General features: G+C 72.1%; 19 protein-coding genes. 12 read left to right on the top strand and 7 right to left on the bottom strand.

Translation table 11 applies throughout. From position 1 onward, the window contains the following. The first annotated feature begins 5 nt into the window (after positions 1 to 5). Together KHP12_RS22610 and KHP12_RS22615 are read left to right on the top strand one after the other, a co-directional pair. Complete coding sequence (locus KHP12_RS22610; protein ID WP_211833569.1) at positions 6 to 1,379, top strand: carbohydrate ABC transporter permease; 1,374 nt, start codon at positions 6 to 8, stop codon at positions 1,377 to 1,379. After that, positions 1,376 to 2,257: a carbohydrate ABC transporter permease gene (locus KHP12_RS22615; RefSeq protein ID WP_037954765.1), complete on the top strand. Its 882-nt coding sequence runs from the start codon at positions 1,376 to 1,378 to the stop codon at positions 2,255 to 2,257. The genes KHP12_RS22610 and KHP12_RS22615 overlap by 4 nt, the downstream gene beginning before the upstream one ends. Positions 2,258 to 2,355: 98 nt before the next feature. Here KHP12_RS22615 and KHP12_RS22620 read toward each other — a convergent pair whose 3' ends face one another. Continuing rightward, the gene (locus KHP12_RS22620; RefSeq protein WP_086884661.1) at positions 2,356 to 2,811 is read right to left on the bottom strand and encodes an ATP-binding protein; all 456 of its coding nucleotides are present in this window, start codon (positions 2,809 to 2,811) and stop codon (positions 2,356 to 2,358) included. Between the two features lie 168 nt (positions 2,812 to 2,979). Between KHP12_RS22620 and KHP12_RS22625 the strand changes: the two genes are divergently transcribed. The 3 genes from KHP12_RS22625 to KHP12_RS22630 all read left to right on the top strand — a co-directional run bounded on the left by KHP12_RS22625 (position 2,980) and on the right by KHP12_RS22630 (position 4,749). Beyond that, positions 2,980 to 3,894, top strand: a complete 915-nt coding sequence (locus tag KHP12_RS22625; RefSeq protein ID WP_086884660.1) for a helix-turn-helix domain-containing protein — start codon at positions 2,980 to 2,982, stop codon at positions 3,892 to 3,894. After that, positions 3,857 to 3,985 (top strand): DUF397 domain-containing protein, encoded by a 129-nt coding sequence (locus KHP12_RS51235; protein WP_244203224.1) that lies wholly within the window; start codon positions 3,857 to 3,859, stop codon positions 3,983 to 3,985. Before KHP12_RS22625 ends, KHP12_RS51235 begins: the two co-directional genes overlap by 38 nt. 221 nt (positions 3,986 to 4,206) lie before the next feature. After that, complete coding sequence (locus KHP12_RS22630) at positions 4,207 to 4,749, top strand: DUF4232 domain-containing protein (protein ID WP_086884658.1); 543 nt, start codon at positions 4,207 to 4,209, stop codon at positions 4,747 to 4,749. Between the two features lie 201 nt (positions 4,750 to 4,950). On the opposite strand, the gene KHP12_RS22635 is transcribed toward KHP12_RS22630, so the two are convergent. After that, the gene (locus tag KHP12_RS22635; RefSeq protein ID WP_211833571.1) at positions 4,951 to 5,817 is read right to left on the bottom strand and encodes a LysR family transcriptional regulator; all 867 of its coding nucleotides are present in this window, start codon (positions 5,815 to 5,817) and stop codon (positions 4,951 to 4,953) included. A 70-nt stretch (positions 5,818 to 5,887) separates the two neighbouring features. Here KHP12_RS22635 and KHP12_RS22640 point away from each other — a divergent pair, with 70 nt between their 5' ends. Together KHP12_RS22640 and KHP12_RS22645 are read left to right on the top strand one after the other, a co-directional pair. Beyond that, positions 5,888 to 6,484, top strand: coding sequence for a short chain dehydrogenase (locus KHP12_RS22640; protein ID WP_086884656.1), 597 nt, complete (start codon positions 5,888 to 5,890; stop codon positions 6,482 to 6,484). Between the two features lie 241 nt (positions 6,485 to 6,725). Then, positions 6,726 to 6,890, top strand: a complete 165-nt coding sequence (locus KHP12_RS22645; RefSeq protein WP_211833573.1) for a hypothetical protein — start codon at positions 6,726 to 6,728, stop codon at positions 6,888 to 6,890. Between the two features lie 146 nt (positions 6,891 to 7,036). Here the strand turns inward: KHP12_RS22645 and KHP12_RS22650 are convergent, their stop codons facing one another. After that, entirely contained in the window at positions 7,037 to 7,354 is a 318-nt protein-coding gene (locus tag KHP12_RS22650; protein ID WP_086884655.1) for a winged helix-turn-helix domain-containing protein, read from the bottom strand. Then, a complete protein-coding gene (locus KHP12_RS22655) occupies positions 7,341 to 7,865 on the bottom strand; it encodes a hypothetical protein (protein ID WP_086884654.1) in 525 nt (174 codons plus the stop codon). Before KHP12_RS22655 ends, KHP12_RS22650 begins: the two co-directional genes overlap by 14 nt. Positions 7,866 to 8,124: 259 nt before the next feature. On the opposite strand from KHP12_RS22655, the gene KHP12_RS22660 reads away from it, so the two are divergent. From KHP12_RS22660 to KHP12_RS22670, 3 genes are read left to right on the top strand one after another with little or no spacing between them, the layout of a single operon-like run. After that, a complete protein-coding gene (locus KHP12_RS22660) occupies positions 8,125 to 10,524 on the top strand; it encodes a bifunctional glycosyltransferase/CDP-glycerol:glycerophosphate glycerophosphotransferase (RefSeq protein WP_211834895.1) in 2,400 nt (799 codons plus the stop codon). 54 nt (positions 10,525 to 10,578) lie between these two features. Beyond that, entirely contained in the window at positions 10,579 to 12,426 is a 1,848-nt protein-coding gene (locus tag KHP12_RS22665; protein ID WP_210609369.1) for a stealth family protein, read from the top strand. Further along, positions 12,399 to 13,493, top strand: coding sequence for an FkbM family methyltransferase (locus KHP12_RS22670; protein WP_086885826.1), 1,095 nt, complete (start codon positions 12,399 to 12,401; stop codon positions 13,491 to 13,493). The genes KHP12_RS22665 and KHP12_RS22670 overlap by 28 nt, the downstream gene beginning before the upstream one ends. Before the next feature lie 95 nt (positions 13,494 to 13,588). Here the strand turns inward: KHP12_RS22670 and KHP12_RS22675 are convergent, their stop codons facing one another. Both KHP12_RS22675 and KHP12_RS51240 read right to left on the bottom strand, forming a co-directional pair. After that, a complete protein-coding gene (locus KHP12_RS22675) occupies positions 13,589 to 13,942 on the bottom strand; it encodes a VOC family protein (protein WP_086885827.1) in 354 nt (117 codons plus the stop codon). A gap of 41 nt (positions 13,943 to 13,983) precedes the next feature. Beyond that, positions 13,984 to 15,783, bottom strand: a complete 1,800-nt coding sequence (locus KHP12_RS51240) for a glycosyltransferase family 39 protein (RefSeq protein ID WP_246643187.1) — start codon at positions 15,781 to 15,783, stop codon at positions 13,984 to 13,986. Between the two features lie 146 nt (positions 15,784 to 15,929). Between KHP12_RS51240 and KHP12_RS22685 the strand changes: the two genes are divergently transcribed. Beyond that, positions 15,930 to 18,080: a hypothetical protein gene (locus tag KHP12_RS22685; protein ID WP_211833575.1), complete on the top strand. Its 2,151-nt coding sequence runs from the start codon at positions 15,930 to 15,932 to the stop codon at positions 18,078 to 18,080. Between the two features lie 231 nt (positions 18,081 to 18,311). Then, entirely contained in the window at positions 18,312 to 20,324 is a 2,013-nt protein-coding gene (locus KHP12_RS22690) for a glycosyltransferase (RefSeq protein ID WP_210609371.1), read from the top strand. 64 nt (positions 20,325 to 20,388) lie between these two features. On the opposite strand, the gene KHP12_RS22695 is transcribed toward KHP12_RS22690, so the two are convergent. Next, complete coding sequence (locus KHP12_RS22695; RefSeq protein ID WP_211833582.1) at positions 20,389 to 22,398, bottom strand: glycosyltransferase family 2 protein; 2,010 nt, start codon at positions 22,396 to 22,398, stop codon at positions 20,389 to 20,391. Positions 22,399 to 22,405 lie beyond the last annotated feature (7 nt).

Below are 22,405 nucleotides of genomic sequence, written 5' to 3' on the forward strand. Positions count from 1 at the left end.
ACATCATGTCGACCGCGACAGCGGACGGCGCGGCCACACCTGGCCGGGCATCGTCCTCCCCTCCGGCCAAACGGCCGAGCGCACGTGCGCGAAAGAGCCTCATGGGCACCCGGCCCTGGCTGGCGGCGGTGTTCCTGCTGCCCGCCCTGGTGCTGCTCGGGGCGCTCGTCGTCTATCCGATCGCCTACTCCGTCTACCGGAGCTTCTTCGACGCCTCGGGCAATGGTTTCGTCGGCCTGGACAACTACCAGGAGATGTTCTCCGACGACGCCACCAAGACGGCCATCAAGAACAACGTCATCTGGCTGATCCTGGCTCCGACCGTCTCCACCGCACTGGGCCTGATCTTCACCGTGCTCACCGAGCGGGTGCGCTGGGCCACCGCCTTCAAGCTGGTCGTCTTCATGCCGATGGCGATCTCGATGCTGGCGGCGGGCATCATCTTCCGGCTGGTCTACGAGCAGGACCCGGACAAGGGCGTGGCCAACGCCATGTGGGTGAGCGTGCATGACTCCTTCAGCGAGTCACCGCCGTTCCCCGGCGCCCATCCGCGTCCCACCGCCGGGCTGACCGAGGCGTCGAACGGCTCGTTCACCACCAAGGACGCCGTGCACGCGGGCACTCCCGCCGCGCTGCCGCTGGTCGCGGCCAAGCGCGGGGACATCAGCGGGGCGCAGGACGCCAAGGCCGCCAAGGCCGAGCCCGGGAAGATCACCGGCACCGTCTGGTTCGACTTCACCCGGGGCGGCGGTGGCGAGCAGGGCGCCATCGACAAGGGCGAGAAGGCGATGGCCGACCTCAAGGTGGAGGCGGTCAAGGACGGCAAGGTGGTCGCCAAGACCACGACGGCGGCGGACGGTACGTACACCCTCCCCGCCAAGGCCGAGGGCGCCCAGCTGCGGCTGCCCGCCTGGAACTTCTCCGAGCCGTACAACGGCGTGGACTGGCTCGGCCCGTCCCTCGTCACCCCGGCCGTCATCGGCGCGTACGTCTGGATCTGGGCCGGTTTCGCGATGGTGCTGATCGCGGCGGGGCTCGCGGGGGTGCCGCGCGAGCTGATGGAAGCCGCGCGGATGGACGGCGCCAATGAGTGGCAGGTCTTCCGGCGGATCACGGTGCCGATGCTGGCGCCGGTGCTCTCGGTCGTCGTCGTCACGCTGATGATCAACGTGATGAAGATCTTCGACCTCGTCTACATCATCGCGCCCGGCCCCTCCCAGGACGACGCCAACGTCCTCGCCCTCCAGCTCTTCCAGTCGTCCTTCGGCACCGACGTCAACCAGGGCCTCGGCAGCGCGATCGCCGTGCTGCTGCTGTTGCTCGTGCTGCCCGTCATGTTCATCAACATCCGCCGGATCCGAAGGGAGAGCCGCCGATGACCAGCGCGGACACGGTCGTACAGGCGAAGCAGTCCCCGGTCGCGCGGATCGCCGCGAGCGTCGGCGGCGGGGCCCTGCGGGTCGTCCTCATCCTGGTCGGCCTGCTGTGGCTGATGCCGACCGCCGGACTGCTGCTGTCCTCCCTGCGGGACCCGTCGGAGGTGGACCTCTCGGGCTGGTGGAAGGTCTTCACCGACCCCGGGCAGCTCACCTTCAGCGGCTACGACCATCTGCTGGGCAATCAGCAGATCACCGACTCCCTCTGGACCACGCTCGCGATCACCGTCCCGGCGACCCTGCTGGTCGTGGTGATCGGCGCCCTGGCGGGCTACGCCTTCGCCTGGATGGACTTTCCCGGCCGCGACGTGTGGTTCCTCATCGTCGTCGGCCTGCTGGTGGTCCCCATCCAGGTCGCCCTGATCCCGGTGGCCAAGCTCTTCGGCGAGATCGGCATCTTCCAGACCACCACCGGCGTGGTCCTCTTCCACACCGCCTTCGGCCTCCCCTTCGCGATCTTCCTCCTGCGCAACTTCTTCGCGGAGATCCCCCGCGAGCTCCTGGAGGCCGCCCGCCTGGACGGCGCGGGCGAACTGCGGCTCTTCCTGCGCGTCGTCATGCCCCTCGGCGGCCCGGCCATCGCCTCCCTGGGCATCTTCCAGTTCCTCTGGGTCTGGAACGACATGCTGGTCGCCCTGATCTTCGCCGACAGCGGCAACCCCCCGATCACGGTCGCCCTCCAGCAGCAGGTCCGCCAGTTCGGCAACAACATCGACATCCTCGGCCCCGGCGCCTTCGTCTCGATGCTGATCCCGCTGGCGGTCTTCTTCGCCTTCCAGCGGCAGTTCGTGGCGGGCGTGATGGCGGGCGCGGTGAAGTAACGCGCGCCCCGGAACGACGGGCGGCCCGGCACCCCCCCTGGGGTGTCGGGCCGCCCCTTTTCACGTCACGGCGCACCTCAGGTCACGGCGCACTCATCTCACGGCGCACCGCACTCCGCCCACACCGTCTTGCCAACGGGGACACGAGGGGTCGTCCCCCAGCGGGTGGCCAGCAGATCGACCAGGAGCAGCCCACGGCCCGATTCGTCATCGGCCGTCGGCGTCGGCGGAATGGCCGGGAGGCGGTCCTCGCGGGCGTCCGAGACCTCGATACGGATCGTCCGCGTCGCAGTTGCGCAGGCGAGGCGGAGCCGGAAGTCCCGCCCGGGTACGCGCCCGTGCCGTACGGCGTTCGAGGCCAGCTCCGCCACCAGCAGGGCCACTGTGCAGGACGCGTTCGACGCGGGCGGATAGCCCCACTCCTCCATGCGCCGCACAGCCAGCCGCCGAGCGAGGCGCGCTCCGCGCGGTGTGGCGGGGAACTGCTGGGTGAGCTCCCGGAGTTCGGGCTCGGGGTCCGGCGCCGTGGTCGTCTTCAGCACGGTGTTGTCCATTTCCGTCCGATCGATCTTCCGTACGATTCGCAGCGTGTGCGCATCGTGACGTTCCGTGCCCAAGGATCGTGGCGCGGGTCTACGCTCGAAAGGCCGTAACGCCTTACCTTTCAGGCCGTAAGGAACGGAAGTGATGTTTTGGCCAAAGAAGTTGATCCCCGCTCGTCCATGGCGGCGTTATTCGGTTCGCGGGTCCGCAGACTCCGCACGGCCGCCGGTCTGACCCAGGCCGAGCTGGGCGAGCGCACGCATGTGGTCAGCACCCGGATCACGCAGATCGAGCGCGCGTCCGGGGCGAAACCGACGTTCGAGCTGGCGCGGACGCTCGACACCGTCCTCGAGGCGGACAGCCTGCTCGTGGACATGTGGCCGTATGTCTATCGGGAGGCGTTCCCGGACTGGTCGCGGGCGTTCATGGCGTACTCGGAGAGAGCGGTGTCCATCAGGCAGTACGCAGCGCATGTAGTACCCGGTCTGTTGCAGACCGAGGACTACGCGCGGGCGGTACTGAGTCTCGATCCCCTGCTCAGCGGCGAGCAGCAGTTGGAGGAGCGGGTCACCGCTCGCCTCGGACGGCAAGAACGACTCCGTTCACCGGACCGGCCGGAGCTATGGGTCGTCCTGGACGAGGCGGTGTTACGGCGCCCCATCGGTAGCCACCCGGTCATGCGAGCGCAGTTGTACCGATTGCTGGAGGCAGCCGTTGAACGCCACATCACCGTGCAGGTCCTGCCATTCGACCAGGGCGGGCATGAGGCAATGGGCGGATCCCTGACCGTGCTGACGCTGCCGGACGGCGACGAAGTTGCCTACAAGGAAGGAGCCGACTTCGGTCAACTCGTCGAGGAACCAAAGGATGTGAAGCACTACGCGCTGTCCTACGATCGGCTGCGGGCAGGATCCCTGCCCCCGCTCATGTCGCTCGACATGATCCGATCCGTGATGGAGGGCAACCACCGTGGAGCGAGTGTCCCGTCCCGATCTGAACGGCGCCGCGTGGCGCAAGAGCAGCTACAGCAATCAGGCGGGTGGCGACTGCGTGGAGGTGGCCGACGGCATACCCGGCCTCGTCCCCGTCCGTGACAGCAAGCGGCCCGATGGCCCCGCGCTGGTCTTCCCGGTGGCCTCCTGGACCGCGTTCGTCGATGAACTGACGACGGGCCGCAGCCTCTGACGTACCCGTTTTGCCTGGTCGCCGTTGCGGTGTCCGCCCCACGACGCCGCAACGGCCCGCACCGGGGCAAGTCCTCGTCATACAGCCGCCGTTGGGAGCCCGGCTGTCCGAAACAGGCTCTCCGGCACACGGAACCTCCCCCGGGCACCGCACATCTTCCGGTGCGCAGGTGCCGACTGACTTCGCGCGCCGATTCGTATGCGAGGGGAACCCCAAACTTCATGAAGAACAAGCTGACCGCCGTGGCCCTTGCGGCCCTCGTCGTCGCGGGCACTGCCGCTACGGCCATCCCGGCCTCGGCCGCCACCGCCAAGGCCGCCCCGACCCGCTGCCACACCGCCGACCTGAAGGCCGGCTTCGCCACGGGGGAGGACGCGAGACCGGAGATGGATCAGACCGAGAGGCAAACCCAGGCGTACATCTGGTTCACCAACAAGAGCACGCGCACCTGCACCCTGTCCGGCTTCGCCGGTGTCGACATGATCGGCGCTCAGGGGACCGACGGCACCTGGTCGCTGGCACGCTCCTCCAAGACGCCCGACAAGATGGTCCTGGGGCCGGGAGATACGACCGACTTCAGCATCACCCTGCTCCCGGTGGCCGAGTCCACCCCGCAGAAGGAGAAGTTCGTTCCGGCGAAGTTCCTGGTCACCCCGCCGAACGAGACGGCGCACTTCACCCTGAAGTGGCCGTTCGGCGGCCAGATCCTCAAGCAGGACGGCGCCACCCACCCGGGCACCTACCTCAACCCGGTCGGGCTGTAACCGAGCCGGCCCGCCGGACCCCCGTACACGGGGGTCCGGCGGGCCACGAACTCCCCCAAAGAACCGGGATAAAGGGCGTCGCGGCGTACATCTCCTCACTCCCCGACGGCACACCCGTCAGCATCGCACAGCAGCAGTTCGACGGCGGCCACCGCGCGGCGCTAACTGCTGCGGGACGAGAGACGCGACGGACGCTGCTCGTTACAGCTCGGGGTCGGCAGCGCCGATCATGCGCCGCACATACTCGAGGAAGGTGCGGGTGGCGGGATGCGTAGGGGTGCGCGGCCAGACCAGGCGCACCGTCACGGGGGCGGAGTCCGCGAGGGGCAGGTAGCGGACACCGGGATGCGGGTGGCTGTACGCGGTGGCCTCCGCGGTGGCGCCGACCGCTTCTCCGGTGGCGATCGTGGTGAGCCACTCGTCGACGTTGGCCACCTCGAACGCGGCGGGCCGCTGCCCGCGGGGCCAGAGGTTGGCCGTGCTGGCGGCAGTGGCGCAGAGCACGACCGACCGGTCGGCAAGGTCGGCCAGACGCACGACGGAACGGCCGGCTAGCGGATCGCTGTCCGACACGGCGGCCAGACGGCGCTCCCGGTAGAGTTCCTCGGCCATCAGCTCGGCATCGGTAGTGAGCGGAGTGCGCAGGAACGCGGCGTCGATCTCGCCCCGGCGGAGCGCCGCTTCGGGATCGTCCCGGCGGTGTACCCGCACCGGGATGTCGGGGTGCTGTTCACGCCAGGCCCGCAGCAACGGCACGGTACGGTCGCCGAGGGCCGCCCAGGCGAAGCCGATCCGCAGCGGCCGCAGCCCCGCCTGGGCCTCCGACAGCGCATCGTCCAGCTGGTTGAGGATCAGGTGAGCGCGCTCATACAGCATGCGACCGGCGTCGGTCAGGGAGAGCTGGCGGGTGGTGCGCTCCACCAGGCGCGTGCCGAGCCGGTTCTCCAGTTGCTCCAGGGTCCGGGACAGCGCGGGCTGGCTGATGTGCAGAGCGGCAGCGGCGCCGGTGATGGTGCCCTCGTCCCCGATCGCGGCTAGTGCTCGCAGATGCCGCAGCTCGACATTCATAACCGTCAAGCATAAGCGCTTCGCAAACGGCATTTCCCTGCCCCGGTGGGCCGGGCCTAGCGTCGCTGACATGAAGATTCTGCTCATCGGTGCCACCGGCACCCTCGGCACGGCCGTGCACAAGGAGCTGTCCGCCCGAGGTCACGAGATCCTGGCTGTCGGGCGCACCGGCGGCGACCTGCGGTACGACGTCACTGACCCCGCCCAGATCGCCGCGATCTACGAGTGCGCCGGCCGTGTGGACGCGGTGGTCAGCACCGCCGGCGACGTGCCGTTCAAGCCGGTAACGGAGATGACGCCCGAGGACTATCTGGCCGCCTTCCATGGCAAGGCGCTCAGCCAGATCGACCTGGTCCGGCAGGGCGTACCCCGCATCGCCGAGCGGGGCTCCTTCACTCTGATCACGGGCGTACTGGCACGCGAGCCGATCCCCACGGGCGCCGCCGCCTCCATGGCCAACGGCGCGGTGGAGGCGTTCGTGCGCGCCGCCGCCATCGAGATCGCCCCGCAGCGCATCAACGCGGTCAGCCCCACCGTCTTCACCGAGAGCCTCCCCCACTACGGGAGCTACTTCCCCGGCATGGGTTCGGTTGATCTCGCCGACGTCGCCCAGGTCTACGTCCGCTCCGTAGAGGGCGCCCAGACCGGCCAGGTCTACGCGCTGTAGAGGCGAGTGGCGAGCATGGGGACGAACAGCTTGGTCTGCGGGTCGTCCGCTGCCAGGTCGAAGCCGGACCAGGCACCGGTCGCGATGTGCAGACTCCCGTGACCGGATCGGGGAACGGGAGCGCAAACGACCGATTCAGCCCCCGCCCGTCATTCGACCGGAGCTCAGACGATCACCTCGCCACGGCGGGGCAGCACAATGGCGGGACTCCCTGGTTCGCGAAGCGCTGGTCAATCCAGCGGTGAAGCCGGTCGCCCCGGCTTTGCTGTGGCGTGCGGAGGACGAGAGCTGGATTGCTCTGGGGTTCGAGGTGGTGGAAGGGAAGCGGGCGGATTTCGGACCCGGCTCACGGGATCTGCCCGCCGCGGTCGACGCCTTCAACCGGATCAGCGCGCTCGGCACCTGATCATCGGCCGGAACGGCACGTGGCACGCGGCCCATGGGGCCGAGTCCTGGGCCGTTCACTGTCAGGCGTGGAGGGATGCGGACCCTGTCGCGATCGACGCGTTCGCCGCCGCCACCTTCCGCATGTACCGGTCACGGGACTTCCGTTCAGGTGTCGCGCCGCTCCGCCGCCCGCTGGGACTCCTCGACGACGCGGCGCAGCGCCGCCACGTGTCTTTCGAGGGCGTCCCGTCCGGTCGGGGTGAGCGCGAGCCATGTTCGGGGGCGTTTGCCCACGTAGCCCTTCTTCACCTCGACGTAGCCCCGGGTCTCGAGTGTGCTGACCTGCTTGGAGAGCGCGGAGGGCGACAATCCTGCCGACTCGCGGACCCATCCGAACTCGGCCCACTCCACACTCACCAGCAGCGACACGATCGACAGCCGCGTGGGGTCGAGCAGGGCGGTGTCGAAGTCAGCGGGATCCATAGGTGCCGCCGTTCAGGCCGCCCTTGCCGTCGCCTCGGAAGGCCAGGGAGTTCAGGGTCCGTTGCAAGGGGCGGCCGAAGAGGATGAGGGTGCCGCCGAGCACCACGCCCACCACCGTCCTTGTGTACGGGAACGGCTCGTGCGGCAGCAAGCGTGTGCCGAGGAAGCCGATCACCGCCACGGCGACGATCACCAGCTGGGCCAGCCGTATGAAGCGCGGGGAGATTTCGTCCCTGCGCACGCGGGTGGGTCGGCCCAGGAGGGCGCCGCCCCGGGGGTTCCGCAGCATCATCACGTACACCAAGGAGAGTGCGGCGATCGCCAAGCCGATCCAGGAGCGCACGTCGTCGCCGAAGAAGTCGGGTGCCGCCATTTGGGCGAAGATCGCGACGCCGAACACGACGCTGACCCAGCGGGATTGCTGCTCCGATGCGCGGGCTTGGTCGCGGCGCCGCTCGATGTCGCGCAGGGCGCGGGCGGCCTCGGCGGACGGGGTCACACGCTCTGACATGGGGTACCTCCAGGTGGTGCGGGGCCGTGCTTCAGCAGAACCAGGCTCCAACAGAACTAGTTTCCTGAGAGGAAACTAGTTTCTCCCCAGGGGGTAGTCAACCGTCAGGACAGTCATGTCCTGAACGTCATGAGCGGTCGGGTGTTGGGCCGAACGGGGGGCTTTTGCGGGTGCCTCGCCATGGCGTCGTCCCATTCGGTGGGCGTTCAGATGATGGTGTGAGGAACCATCCGTGCCGCTTCGACCGATGGGATGCGCCGTGCCCCGGTTCAGCGTCATCGTGCCCGCATACGAGGTCCAGCCGTATCTGAGTGACTGTCTGCGGTCCGTGCTGGAGCAGGACTTCACCGACCTGGAGCTGATCGCGGTCGATGACCACTCGCCGGACGCGTGTGGCGCGATCATCGATGAGGCCGCCGAGCGGGACCCTCGGGTGCGGGCCGTGCATCTGGCGGAGAACGCGGGGCTCGGGCGGGCGCGGAACGCCGGGATTCGGCGGGCCACCGGGGACTATCTGCTCTTTCTCGACGGGGATGACACCCTCGCCCCCGGCTCGCTGCGCGCCATCGCCGACCGGCTGGCGCGGACCGGCGAGCCGCAAGTGCTGGTCTTCGACTACGCGCGGGTGGACTGGACGGGTGACGTCGTACGGAACGTGCGGGCCGAGTTGCTCCGGGAGGGAGATCCCGGACGCGTCCGGCAGGTGTTCCGGCTCGATCAGCGGCCGGAGCTGCTGCGGCTGCTGATGGTCGCCTGGAACAAGGCGTACCGGCGGGACTTCGTCCGGGAGGAGGACTTCGCGTTTCCGCCCGGGTTCTACGAGGACACGCCCTGGACCTTTTCCGTGCTGCTCAGCGCGGAGTCCATCGCCGTCCTGGACCGGGTGTGCGTCCACTACCGGCAGCGGCGGCGCGGCGGGATCCTGCGTACCACCAGCCGGCGCCACCTCGATGTGTTCGACCAGTACGACCGGGTGTTCCGGTTTCTCGACGCCCGGCCCGAACTGGCCCACTGGCGCCCGGCGCTGTTCCGGCGGATGGTCGACCACCTCGGCGTGATCGCCGCCGCGCCGGACCGGCTGCCGGTGCGGGTCCGGGCCGAGTTCTTCCGCCGGGCGGGCGCGCACCACCGGCGCTACCGGCCGTACGGCGCGGCCACCCCGCCCGGGCGCGCCCGGTGGCGGTGTCTGCTGCTGCGGCTGGGGGCCGGCCACGTGTATCAGCTGCTGCGGGGTGGCGATCGGGTGTGGCGGAGTGTCCACAAATGCGCCCGCGCGGCGTACGGGCAGGCGCACGCGGCCGCGCTTCGGGTGCATTACCGGGTGCAGTTGTGCCTCCCCGTCGATCCCCGCCTCGCCGTCTTCGCCGCGTACTGGCACAAGGGCTACGCCTGCCACCCGGCGGCCATCGAGGCGAAGGCGCGCGAGCTGGTGCCGGGGGTGCGTACCGCCTGGATCACCACCCCCGAGTACGCCCCCACCCTGCCGCCCGGGGTGCGCCGGCTGCACCCCGGCTCGGCCGCGTACTGGACGGCGCTGGCCCGCGCCCGCTTCCTCGTCAACAACGTCAACTTCACGCCGGGGATGCGGAAGCGGCCCGAGCAGATCCATCTCCAGACCCACCACGGCACCCCGCTCAAGCACATGGGCCTGGATCTGCGCGACCGTCCGGCCGCCGCCCGCGGCATGGACTTCGGCAAGCTGCTGGAGCGGGTGGACCGCTGGGACTACAGCCTCTCCGCCAACCGCCACACCACGCTGGTCTGGGAGCGGGTCTACCCCTCCGGCTACACCACGCTCCCCTACGGCTCGCCACGCGACGACGTCTTCCAGCACGCCACCGAGGACGACGTGGCCCGGCTGCGCGCCCGGCTCGGCATCCCCGAGGGCAGCGTGGCCGTGCTGTACGCGCCGACCCACCGCGACTACCAGCGGCGCGCCGTGCCGCGGCTGGACCCGGAGCGGATGGCCCGCGCGCTGGGGCCCGGGTTCACGCTGCTGGTCAGGCCGCACTACTTCCACGCGCCGGACGGGGCCATGGGGAGTGCCGGCGGCCGGGTGCTCGATGTCTCGGGGTACGGCCGGGTGGAGGAGCTGTGCCTGGCGGCGGACGCGCTGCTGACGGACTACTCGTCCATCATGTTCGACTACGCCAACCTCGACCGCCCCATCGTCATCCACGCCGACGACTGGGACGCCTATCGCGCCGCCCGCGGCACCTACTTCGACATCACCGCCGCCCCGCCCGGCCCGGTCTCCCGCACCGAGGACGAACTGATCGCCCTCTTCGCCACGGGCGCCTGGTGCGGTCCGCGTTCGGCCGCGCTGCGCGCCGCGTTCCGGGACCGCTTCTGTCCGTACGACGACGGGCGGGCGGCCGAGCGGGTGGTGCGCCGGGTGTTCCTCGGCGAGCACCCCGAACTGCTGCCGCCCGTCGTCCCGCTCGCCGAGCGCCGTCCCGCCCCCGCCGCCGTACGTGCCGCCCCCGCCGCCGTGCGTACCGCTCCGGTCGCCGTCCGTACCGCTCCGGCCGACGATGACCGGCCCGGCGAGGCCCGGACGGCGTCGCGGGCCGGGGTCGTGTGCACCCCGCCCGTCGCCTCACCCTCACCCGCCCCCGCACCCGCCGCCTCACTCCCCCACCGGAGCCGCCTCCCCTAGCCCCCGCCCCGTCCCGACGCGCCCCCGTCCCGACGCCCCGACCCAGGACGCACGATGCCCCTCACCGCACCGCCCGCCGCCCTCCGCCCCTGGCTCGCCGACCCGCCGCCGCTGGTGCGCGGTTACCGGCGTACGGTCCCGCTGCCATTGCGCCGCGCGGTCGTCGCCATGACCGGCCCCGGGCTGCGCCGGGCGGCCATGCGGGGCCTGGGCGGTCTGTCGGCCGCCTCCGGCTCGCTGCGGCTGCGCCGGGCACGGCGGCGGATGCGGCGGGCCGGGCTGCTGGCCGGATCATCCGGCCGGCTGGTGATCGCCGACGGACAGGGCGGCGCCCTCGTGGCCACCCTGGTCCCCTCCCCCACCCCGCTGTTCGCGCGCGCCGAGAATCTGCGGCTGGTGTGCGAGGCCCTGGACCGGGCCCGGATCGACCACTTCGTGGTCCGCTGCTACAGCAACGTCGGCTCGGCCGTGGGCGTCCGGGCCGATCAGCGGGCGGAGGCGGTCAAGGCGCTGGCCGCGCTGTGCGCCGAGGAGGCCGGGTATGTCTCACTGCCCCCGCGGCGCGGCCACCCGGCGCCCCCGCCCCGGCTCGGCGGTACCCGACGGGCCTGGCGGCGGCTGGCCGCCGCCCCCGTGGTCCGCTTCACCCGCTTTCACGCCGGGCCGGGCGGACGGCTGGTCCTCGGCCCGGCGCACGGCTGCGACATCGAGTTCTGGGAGCCGGGCGGGCAGGGCGAGGAGCGGGTGCTGATCGCGCCGCGCTTCAACCGCACCACCGCGTCGGTGCCGCTCGTGGGGGAGCCGGTGCGCGCCCCCGACCAGCTGTTCACCCGGCTCGCCCCGCCCATCGGCTGGCAGCCGGGGCCGCTGGTGCGCACCCGCCCGGAGTTCCTGACCCGGCTGCCGGACGAGGTCCGCTTCCCCATCGACGTCGTCTACACCTGGGTGGACGGTTCGGATCCGCAGTGGCAGCGGCGACGTGCGGCCCTCGCGGGCACGGGCTATCACGCCCAGGCCGCCAACACCGCCCGCTACGCCAACCGCGACGAGCTGCGCTATTCACTGCGCTCGCTGTACCTGTACGCCCCCTGGGTGCGCCACATCTACCTGGTGACCGACCGTCAGGTGCCCGACTGGCTGGCCGTCTCGCACCCGGGGATCACCGTCGTGGACCACCACGACATCTTCGACGACCCCGATGTGCTCCCCACCTTCAACTCCCACGCCATCGAGACCCGGCTGCACCACATCGACGGACTCGCCGAACACTTCCTCTACTTCAACGACGATGTCTTCCTCGGCTCGCCGGTCACCCCGCAGGACTTCTTCCTGGCCAACGGCGTCTCCAAGTTCTTCCCGTCCCGCGCGCTGATCCCGCTGACCCCCGTGGGCCCCGGCGACGTGCCCGTATCGGCGGCGGGGAAGAACAACCGGGCGCTGCTGGAGGAGCGGTTCGGCCCGTCCGTCACCCAGAAGATGAAGCACACCCCGCACGCCCTGCGCACCAGCGTGCTCGCCGAGATCGAGAAGGAGTTCCCGGACGCGGTCCGCGCGACCATGGCCAGCCGGGTGCGCTCGGCGTCGGACATCTCCGTACCGTCCTCGCTCCACCACTACTACGCGTTCCTGACCGGGCGCGCGGTCCCCGCCCAGCTGCGCTACGACTACTTCGACCTGGCCCAGCCCACCATCCGCGCCCGGCTGGCCAGACTGCTGCGGGCCCGCCACTGCCAGGCGTTCTGCCTCAACGACACGGTCTCCTCCGAGCACGACCTCGAGGACCAGCTGGCGCTGGTCCGCCCCTTCCTCGACGCCTACTTCCCCCTCCCCAGCCCGCTGGAGCGGGCCGTCACCCGACAGGAGACGCGGCAGCCATGCCCCTCGCCATCACCCTTCCCCTGAACCCGGACGTCCTCGAGGCGGGCGGGCCGTATCCGCGGGCGCTCAATGTGCTCAGCCGCAAACAGACCGCCGTACAGCGGCAGTTGCGGCGCGCCGGGCTCGCGGGCTACGAGCCGACCACCCAGGCCACCTTGCTGGCCCTGGCCCAGCAGGCGCCCGAGGGCAGCGCGGTGTACGACATCGGCGCGCACATCGGGCTGTACTCGGCGCTGATCAGCGCGGTGTACGGGGACGGCGGGCGCGGACCGCGGACCATCGCGTTCGAGCCGACCCCGGAGACGGCCGCGCTGTGCCGCCGGATCCGGGATTGCAACCGGCTCGGTTTCGAGGTGCAGCAGACCGCGCTGGCCGATGAACCGGGCACCGCCGAGCTGTACTTCTCCCTCAAGTCGGAGTCCTCCAACTCGCTGAACCCGGCCCACCGACGGCACACCGAGTCGGTCACGGTGCCGGTCACGACGGTCGACGCGTTCACCGGGGAGCGCGGTCTCGCCCCGCATCTGATCAAGATCGATGTGGAGACGTTCGAGGCGGCGGTGTTGCGCGGGTCGTACGACACGATCCGGCGTCACCGGCCGTGGATCGTGTGCGAACTGCTCCCCGGCACGGACCACACCGCGCTGCGCACCGCGCTGGCGCCGCTGACCGCCATGGACTACGGCCTCCACCCGATCACCCCGGAGGCGCCGTGGCACCGCTATGACGAGACCACGTACCGGTCCGCGGTGAGCGGCCAGTGCCGCGACTGGCTGCTGGCGCCGCGGCCGCTGACGCCCGCCTTCCACCGGGTGGTGCGGCGGTGGCTGATCGCGATTCTGGCGTGCGACGAGACGACGAACATCATCACGACCGACAAGGCGTCCTTCCCGTACGGCTGGAACGCGCCGTACCGCTCGGCGCGGGGGGCGGCGCGGGTGCCCCGTACGGGTCCGCGGGGTGCGGCGCGCGTTCCGCTCACCGGGCTGCTGCGGCTGGCGGGCGCCGCGGCGATGGCGCGCCGCGCCGTTGTTCCGGCTCGGCGGGCGCCCGGTGCGCAGGCTACGGGGAGTGGGTCGTTGCGGGGGTGACGGGGCTCCGCCCCCTCATCCCGCCGGGGCTCCGCTCCTCAAGCTCCCCCAGCTACCGCTGGGAGGTGCCCCCTGAGGGGCTGGATAACCGAGCCTTACTGGCGCCGCTGGCCCAGGATGCAGAACTCGTTGCCTTCGGGATCCGCCAGCACAACCCACGATTGCTCACCCTGGCCGATATCGACACGCCGTGCGCCGTGCGCCACCAGACGAGCCACCTCGGCGTCCTGGTCATCGGGCCGGAAGTCGAGATGCAGCCGGCTCTTGGCCTTCTTGCTCTCATTGAGCCGGACGAAGTCCAACCCCGGCACGCGATCCGGCGCCGGGCGGATCTCGAACTCGTCATCGGAGGAGTGGACCACGACCCAGCCAAGAGCCTCGGCCCACCACTGCCCCAGGGCCACCGGATCTTCCGAATGAACGATTACCTGTTCCCATTCCAAGGTCATCCGCAGAGCTTAGACCTGCAAGACTTCGAAAAACCATCGGTTCAGTGCGCGGGCCCCGCCCGCACATAGCGCTCCAGGCGGACGCCGCGCAGACACAGCGAGTACGCCAGCCGGAAGTGCCCCGTCAGCACCGGGGCCTTCGGGCCGCGCGTCTCCGGTTCATCGGCCGCGATCAGCCATGCCGAGCGCGCTCCGTCCAGCCGTCGCAGCAGCTCGGTGGGGCCGACATCGACCCCGTAGAGCGTGCCGGAGGCCGGGCCGGGGGTGCCCAGCGCGATGTCGCGCAGCCCGGCGAGGGGGCGCGGATAGGCGATGGCGATCCGGCGTTCCTTGGGCGGGTCGTACAGCACGGGCTCACCCGGCCGGGTGAGGCGCCCCACCGCGGCGGACAGCGCCGCCAGATCGTCCTGGCGGCTCAACGGCTCCCGCTCCCGCTGGTGCAGCGGGAGCTGCCAGCCGAACGCGCAGCCGATCGCGAGAACCCCCGCCGCCGCGACCACGGCCCGGCACCGGCCGGCCACCGACTCCGCCAGCCGGTCGGCCCCCGCTGCGGCCAGGAGGGGGATGCCCGCGAGGGCGAAGAGGAGGTAGCGCTCGTGGAAGCAGGGGCGGTGGAGGGCCAGGGCGAAGAGGAGGACGGGCGGGACGCAGATCAGGGGCAGGGCGACGGCGGTCAGCGTCCGCCGGCGGGGGCGGATCACGGCGATCGCGAGCAGCAGGAAGTTGAGGGCGAGGACGAGGGCGCTGGGGCCCGCGAACTCCTCGACCACCGCCCACAGCCGGCCCGGCGTCGGATGCCGTATCCAGGCGATCTGCGCGCTCTGCCGCCGGGCCACCAACGCCAGCGGCACCACCGCCCCCACCGCCCCGGCCGCCGCGCTCCCCCAGCCCCACCACACGCGGCGCGGGGCGCGCGAGACGAGCAGCGTCACCGCGTGCGCGGCGAGCATGAGCACCGCGAACACGTGCAGCAGCGCGGTCACGGCCACCACTCCCCCGTACGCGGCCCAGCGCCACCCCGCCGCACGGCCCCGTGCCTCGGGCCCGCCCGGACCCCGCGCCAGGCGGGGCACGTCGCCGCGTACCCGTACGGCCGAACGGACCCGCGTGGCCGACGCCGCCTCGCCCTCCGGCCCGGCCGGGCGGGACGCCGCCCCGGGGCCGGGGGCGGGCGTGGGGGCCGCGCCCGGCGTGGGACCGGGCGCGAGGGCCGTTCCCTCGCCGGGCTCGAGGGCCGGGCCCCGCGCGGGTCGGTCCGCCCGGCTGTCCGCCTGGCCACCCGCCCAACCCGCTCGGCTGGCCGCCCGACCGGTCGCTGGCCCGGCCGTCCGGCCGACCAACCATCTGCGCGCACGGCCGGTCGTCCGGCTCGCCGTCGGGCTGGCCCCTCTACTACCTGCCCTCCTACCCCCTCGCCTCGTCCCCGGCGCCAGCCCCGCCGCGCCCACCAGCAGGTACGTCGCCCCCGCCGCGCTCGCCGCGACCAGTGCGTAGGAGCGGCCCTCCTGGGCGTAGTGGGTGACCACGGGTGTGGTCGCGTAGAGCAGACCGGCCCACAGGCCCACCCGGGGGCGGGCGAGGCGGCAGCCCAGGGCGGCGACCAGGGCGGTGGCGGCCACGGCGGCGAGCACCGAGGGCAGACGCATGGTCACCTCGGAGGGCCACAGCGCCAGGACCGGGTGCATCAGCAGGTAGTAGAGCCCGTGGACGGCGTCCACCGTGCCGAGGGCGTCGCGGATCTGAGGGAGGGTCCGCCGGGCCATCTGGTACGTCACGGACTCATCGCGCCACATCGTGCCCCGGTCCAGCCCCCACAGCCCGAGGCCGAGCATGACGGCCATCGGGACCACGATCGCCGTTGGCCTGGAGATCCCGCGCTTTCGCACCCTCACCTCACCCACTCCACACCGCAACAAAAGGCATAAATACGACTATTCGCCTACAGTGTGCAGTCAGAACGACTCATCCGCCGCGAAGGGCACGCGTCATGAACCGCCTCGGTATCGAAAGCCCCCGCGGTCTCGTGGCCTTCGCCGCGCTGACCGGGTGTCTGGTGACCATGGCGGTGGCGGCGCTCACCGGGGCCGGAGGGGTCTTCGCCGCCGCCGGGCTCACCGGGTGCGGCTGCGAGCTGCTGCTGCACCGCACCGCGCCGGGGCTGATGGCCCGTCTGGGGCGGCTCCACATGGGCGCCACCTCACGCTTCGAATTCCGCTGCGTGCTGCTGCTCCTGCTGCTCGGCCGACTCCATGTCACCGGGCCCGTCGGGCTGGCCGCCGCCATGACGCTGGTGCTGTGTCTGCTCGCCGGGCAGGCCCTGCACGCCGCGCTCACCACCCTCATCCGGCGGCGTCGCGCCCTCGCGGTCGCGGCCCGCAACATCGATCTGCGCCGACTGGACATCAGCGACCGGCCGCCCCGCAGACTCACCGAATGGCCCGGTCAGCGGATCCTGGTCTACGAGCTCTCGGCCCTGCTCGGGCTCACCGCGTCGCTGACCACCGGCGACGCCCGCTGGGTGGTGGCGGCGCTCACCCTCGCCGCCGGGTCCTCCCTGATCACGGTGGTGGCGCTCGTTCCGTACCTGGTCCGGGCCACCCGTCGGCTGCCCGGCGCCGCCGAGGTGCTGGCCGAGGTGGACGCCTGGCTGATCCGTCACCGCCCCCGCACGGTGCTCTACTTCTCCGGCCCGCGCGAACGCGCCGACCAGGTCGCCCGCTGGCTGGGGCCGGTGGCCGCGCTGCACACCCCGTCCCTGGTCATCCTGCGCGAACGGGAACTGCTGGAGGCCCTGGAGCCGACCCCGCTGCCGGTGCTGTGCGTGCCGAGCGCCGCGCATCTGTCGCAGCTGGACCTGAGCGGAGTCCGGGTCGCCCTCTACCCCGCCAACACCGGCCGGAACATCCACCTCCTGCGGATCCCCACCATGCAGCACGTCTTCCTGGCCCCCGGCGACGGCGACGAGACCACCGACGTCGATCCGTACAGCAAGGTCTACGACCAGGTGTGGGTCGCGGGCGAGGCGGGGCGCCGCCGCTATGTGCGGGCCGCGGTCGGTGTCGAGGAGGCCGACATCGTGGAGATCGGCCGCCCCCAGCTCGACGGCCTGCGCGTCGCGGGAACCGGCCATGCCCCCGCGCCGACGCCCACGTCCCTGCCCACCGTGCTGTACGCGCCCACCCGTGACCTCCCGGCGGGTGAGCCGATCGTCCGAGCGCTGCTGGAGAACGAACGCCCGGTCCGGGTGCTCTACCGGCCGCATCCGCCCACCGGCCACCGCTCCCCCGAGGACCACGCCGCCCACCGCCGTATCGTCGCCCTGATCCAGGCCGCGAACGAGCGGCGCGCCGCGGCGGCCCTCGCGGCGAACGCCCTCGACAACGGCACCTTCGCCGCCGACGCCCTCAGCGCGGACGCCCTGGCCCCGCGCCTCGACGCCCCACACACCGACACCCCGCACGCCGACACCCCGCACGTCGACACCCCGCACGTCGAGGCCCTCCGCACCGAAGCCGCCCGCCGCCGCGCCGAGTTGACCAAGCGCATCGCCGCGCTCGACGCCCGTCTGCGCCGGGCGGACGCCGACGAGGCCATGCTCACCAGAGACCGCGCCGCACCCGACCCGGCCCTGCTCACCGAGGCCGAGGGGCTGCGCCGGGAGTGGCACCAGGCCCACTGGGCGGCCTCACCGCCCTGGCTCCACCAGGTGATCGAGGGGGACACCCCCACCCTCCACTCCTGCTTCGACCAGGCCGATCTGCTGATCGGCGACCCCTCCGACGTGGTCGGCGACTTCCTCGCCACCCTCAAGCCGTACGCCCTCACCGTCCCGGCGGGGCTCGGCGAGGAGGAGTTCCGGCGGCAGAACGTCATGGCCAGGGCGGCCTATCCGCTCGGTCCCGGGGCATCAGCAATGCGTAACCTCCTGCGCCCGCTCTTCGACCCCTCCCTCGACGAGCTGCGCACCGCCCGCCGCGAGGTGAAGGAGTTTCTCCTCGGCCCCGCCACACCACCGTCCATCCAGCGCTTCACCGACGCCGTCGACGCGCTCGCCGAGAAGGGAGAGGCGGTCGTCCGGCTGCGCGACCTCCACACGGCCCCGCCGCCCGGCGCCGGACGCTGGTCCATCACCCGGTAGAGCGACATCCCCTATGTACGTCCCGTATGTACGTCACACGGCAACACGACGCCCCACCCGTACGCCACCCGGTAATACGACACCCCACATCTACGTCACCCGGTGGCAGCACTTCCCACACCCGGATCTCACCCCAGGCCCCCACCATGAGCTTCCGCCCCCGGCCCCGCCCCCAGGAGCCCCCCCCTCTCTCACGCCTCCTGAGCCCCCCGCACACCTTCCGGAGCCAGCATGCCGCGCAATCACCGCACCGGCCCGCCTCCCCGTGTCAGCGTGATCGTCCCCGCCCGTGACGCCATGCCCGGAATCACCCGGGCCGTCACCTCCGCCATGGAGCAGACCCTCGGGCTCAGCCGCCTCGACATCATCGCCGTCGACGACGGATCGGCCGACGGCACCGCGGAGGAGCTGGACCGGCTCGCCGCCGGCTGCCCCTCGCTCCATGTGGTCCGCGACCCCCACCCCTGCCGCGGCGGCGCCGGCGGCCCCCGGAACACCGGACTGGCCCGCGCCACCGGCGACTTCGTCTTCTTCCTGGACGCCGACGCCCGGCTCGCGCCCGACGCGCTGCGCCGCATGGTCGCGATGGCCGACCAGAACGGCACCGACGTGGTCCTGGGCAAGATGGTCTCCCCGGACGGGCGCGGCGTCCCCAAGGCGGTCTTCCGCCACAACCAGCTGCGCACCGACGTCCACAGCTCCCACGCCTACGCCAGCCTGGAGCCGTGCAAGCTCTTCCGCCGCTCCCTGATCGAGCGGCTTCGGCTGCGCTTCCCCGCCCACCTCCGCCACGGCGAGGGCAAGCCCTTCACCGCGGCCGCCTATCTCAACGCCTCCGGGATCTCCGTCGTCGCCGACTACGACTGCTACCACCTGGGCCCGAACCCGGGCCGCGCCGCCCCCGGTCTCGCCGAGCGCGTCGAGGCCATGCGGCCGCTGTTCGAGACCGCCGCCCGGCACACCCGGTCCGGCGCCCGCCGCGACGCGGTGATGCGCCACCACATCCGGCGCGAGCTGTGCCCGGCCCTGCGCGCGCTGCCGCGCGAGGACGAGACCGAGGTACGCGAGCGGTTCCTGCCCGAACTGCGCCGCTGGGCGCTGGCCCACTGCTCCGACGCGCTCTTCCCCACCCTGACCGCGCCCGAGCGGCTGATGGTCCATCTGCTGCGCACCGGCCGCTACGAGGATCTGCTGTCCGTCGTGCGCAACGCCAAACGGGACGCCCGGTGCGGCCATCTGGTGGAGAAGGGCAGCGTCTACTGGCTGCACCCCTTCTTCCGCGACCCCGACGCCGAGGTCCCCGACGCCTGCTTCGACGTCACCGACCGGCTGCCGGTCCGGCACCACCTCGCGGGCGCGGGCTGGCACGGCCGCAGCACCCTGCGGGTGCGCGGCCGGGCGGCCATCGACGGATTGGAGGCCGACCCCGAGGAAGACCGCGCCGAGCTGGTGCTCCGCCGCCGCGAGGCGCGGGACGAGGTACGGATCCCGGTGGACGCCACGGCGGAGGACGACCCCGCGCGGTTCGAGGCGGACGTGGACATCGCCACCGCCGACGGCGGCACACCGCTGCGCCCCGGGGTCTGGGACGTCTTCCTCGACGTCCGCGCCCAGGGCATCAGCCGCACCGTCCGGTTCGGCAGCCGCCATGACGACCTGCTCGACATCGGCACCGCGCGCCGGGTGGTGGCCGCCGGGCCCGGGCTGCGCGCCCGGGTCACGCCGTACTTCACCAGCCCGTACCGCAATCTCTCCCTCGACATCGGCCCGGCCCCGCGCGGGGCGCCCTGCGAGGTGACGGAGGCCGTGTGGCACCCGTCGGACAAGGGCACCCTCGTCGTCGCCGGACGACTGCTGCCGCCCGGCACCCCGGCGCGCGGGCGGGTGCTGCGGCTGCGCGCCGAGCACACCGACGGACGGGTCCACGACCATCCGGTGCGGTTCGCCGCGGGGCATCCGGCGGGCGCCTTCACCGCCCGGCTGCCGGTGCGGGACCTGGGCCGCGGCCGGTGGACGGTGACGCTGGCCGTCGTCTCCCCCGGCGACGAGCAGGGCCAGGGCCGCACCGCGCCGCCCGCCGCGCCCGTGCCGCCGCCCGCCCGGCTGCCCGCCGCCCGCTGGGTGCGCCGCGGCCGGCCGTACTACGCCAAGCCGCTCATGGGGCGCGGCGAGGTGACCCTGGAGCTGCGGGTGGCCCCGGTCCGGCTGCTCGCCGCCGTACGCAACCGGCTGGGCCTGAACTGACCGACACCCACGGGTCCAGGGGCGAAGCCGCTGATAAGGAAAAACCCGCCGGACGTGACCGCGCTCACCCGCCCAGCCGCCGCCGCACCCCCGTGACGACCTTGATCGGAGCCACCTCCAGGCCCAGGGCCCGCGCCGGGCCCAGGGCCACCGGCTTGGCGTAGTACGGACGGCAGCCGAAGCGGAGCCAGCGGGTGGCGGCCAGCCGGTCGAAGTACGGCACGATCGCGGTGCGGCGCGGCGCGTCCTCCCCGGGCCCTTCCATGACCAGCGTCAGCGTCCAGCAGCCCGGGCCCAGGCGGCCGATCGGCAGCCGGGCGGTGAAGACGTTCACGGAGCCGCCCTGCTCACCGCGCACCGGCACCTCGTGCACCCCGCCCGTCCCCGTCTCGGCGCGCAGCCGCAGCGCCCCGCCGTCCCGCACCGCCTCCTCGGTCAGCCGTCCGCCGACCAGCAGGGTGCTGCGGGTGTGCCAGATGGTCCTGAGCACCTGGCAGGGCGGGTCGAGGGGATGGGCCACCTCGCCGACGTCGAGCGAGAGATTTCCGTACGGGGTGAAGTACGGCACCACCGTCACCGGGCCCTGGGAGGTGGTGACGCGGCGCCGGGTGGGGTGGGTGACCTCACCGCCCTCGCGCCGGTTGCCGAACCGCACCGTACGACTGACGCCCTGGGCGCGGACGTCCAGGTAGATGTTCCACAGCCCCCGCTCCAGCGGGGCGCCGCCGTCGGCGGTGGCCGGGTCGATCTCGGCGGTGAAGCCCGCCATCTCGTACCGCCGCCCCTCGCCCGGCAGCGGATGGGCGGACGGGCACGGCGTGGTGGGCAGCCGGACCTCGGGGCGGTCGGCCCGGTACTTGCGCAGCACGATCTCGGTGGCCGGGTCGAGGGAGTCCACGTCCTCGACATACGCGTGTCCGGCCAACCGCAGCACCCCGCCGTGCCAGCTCGCCGCCTCCAGGTGGTGCTGGACCGGCAGCCGGTCGGTGACGTCGAAGCAGATGTCGGGGACGGCGGCGGTGTGGTCCCGGAAGAAGGGGTGCAGCCAGTAGACCCGGCCCTTGTCGACGAGATGGCCGCGCCGCGCGTCCCGTCCGGCGTTCCGGGCCACGGTCAGCACATCGTCGAAGCGGTCGGCGCGCAGCAGATGGACCAGCAGCCGGTCGGGGGCGTCGAGCCGCTGGAAGAGGGCGTCGGTCACCCAGGTGCTCGCCCAGTGCCGGAACTCGGGGAAGAACCGCTCCCGCGCGTCCTGTTCGCTCTCGCGGGGCAGCAGGCCGCGCAGTGGCCCGCACAGCTCCCACTCCACATGGCGGCGCATGATCTGGTCCCGGCGCGGGCCCGGTTCCAGATAGCGGGCCACGGTCTCGAAGCACAGCCGGGTGCCGTCCATGCGGTGGGCGAGGTCGGAGGCGGTGAGGGTGAGGTTGGTGCGGTTCTCGCGGTAGCGGACGTAGTAGCAGTCGTAGTCGGCGACCACCGAGATTCCGGAGGCGTTGAGGTAGGCGGCCGCGGTGAACGGCTTGTCCTCGCAGTTGCGGTAGGGCGGGAAGCGCAGCCCCAGCCGCTCGATGAGGGAACGGCGGAACAGCTTCCACGGGCCCAGGGTCAGATAGGCGTGGGAGGAGAAGATGTCCGTACGGGGCTGATTGCGCTGGAAGACGGCCCGGGGCACGGCCCGTCCGCCCACGGAGGCGATCTTGCCGAGGACGATGTCGGTGCCGTGGGCGTCGGCCATGGCGACCATGCGGCGCAGCGCGTCCGGGCCCAGATAGTCGTCGGAGTCGAGGAAGAAGACGAAGTCGCCCCGGGCGTGGTCAAGGCCGGTGTTGCGGGGGACGCCCGCGCAGCCGGAGTTCTCCTGGTGGATGACGTGGAGCGCGGGGCAGGTGCGGGCGAGCCGCTCCAGCTCCTCGCCGGTGCCGTCGGTCGAACCGTCGTCCACCGCGATGATCTCGACCCGGTCCTGGCCGAGGGTCTGGTCCATCGCGGAGGTGACGGCCCGGGTCAGCTCCGGCAGGGAGTTGTAGGCGGGGATGATCACACTGACACGAGGTCGGGACAGAGCGGGCATGACGGGC

The organism is Streptomyces asiaticus (assembly GCF_018138715.1).
Lineage (GTDB): Bacteria > Actinomycetota > Actinomycetes > Streptomycetales > Streptomycetaceae > Streptomyces > Streptomyces asiaticus.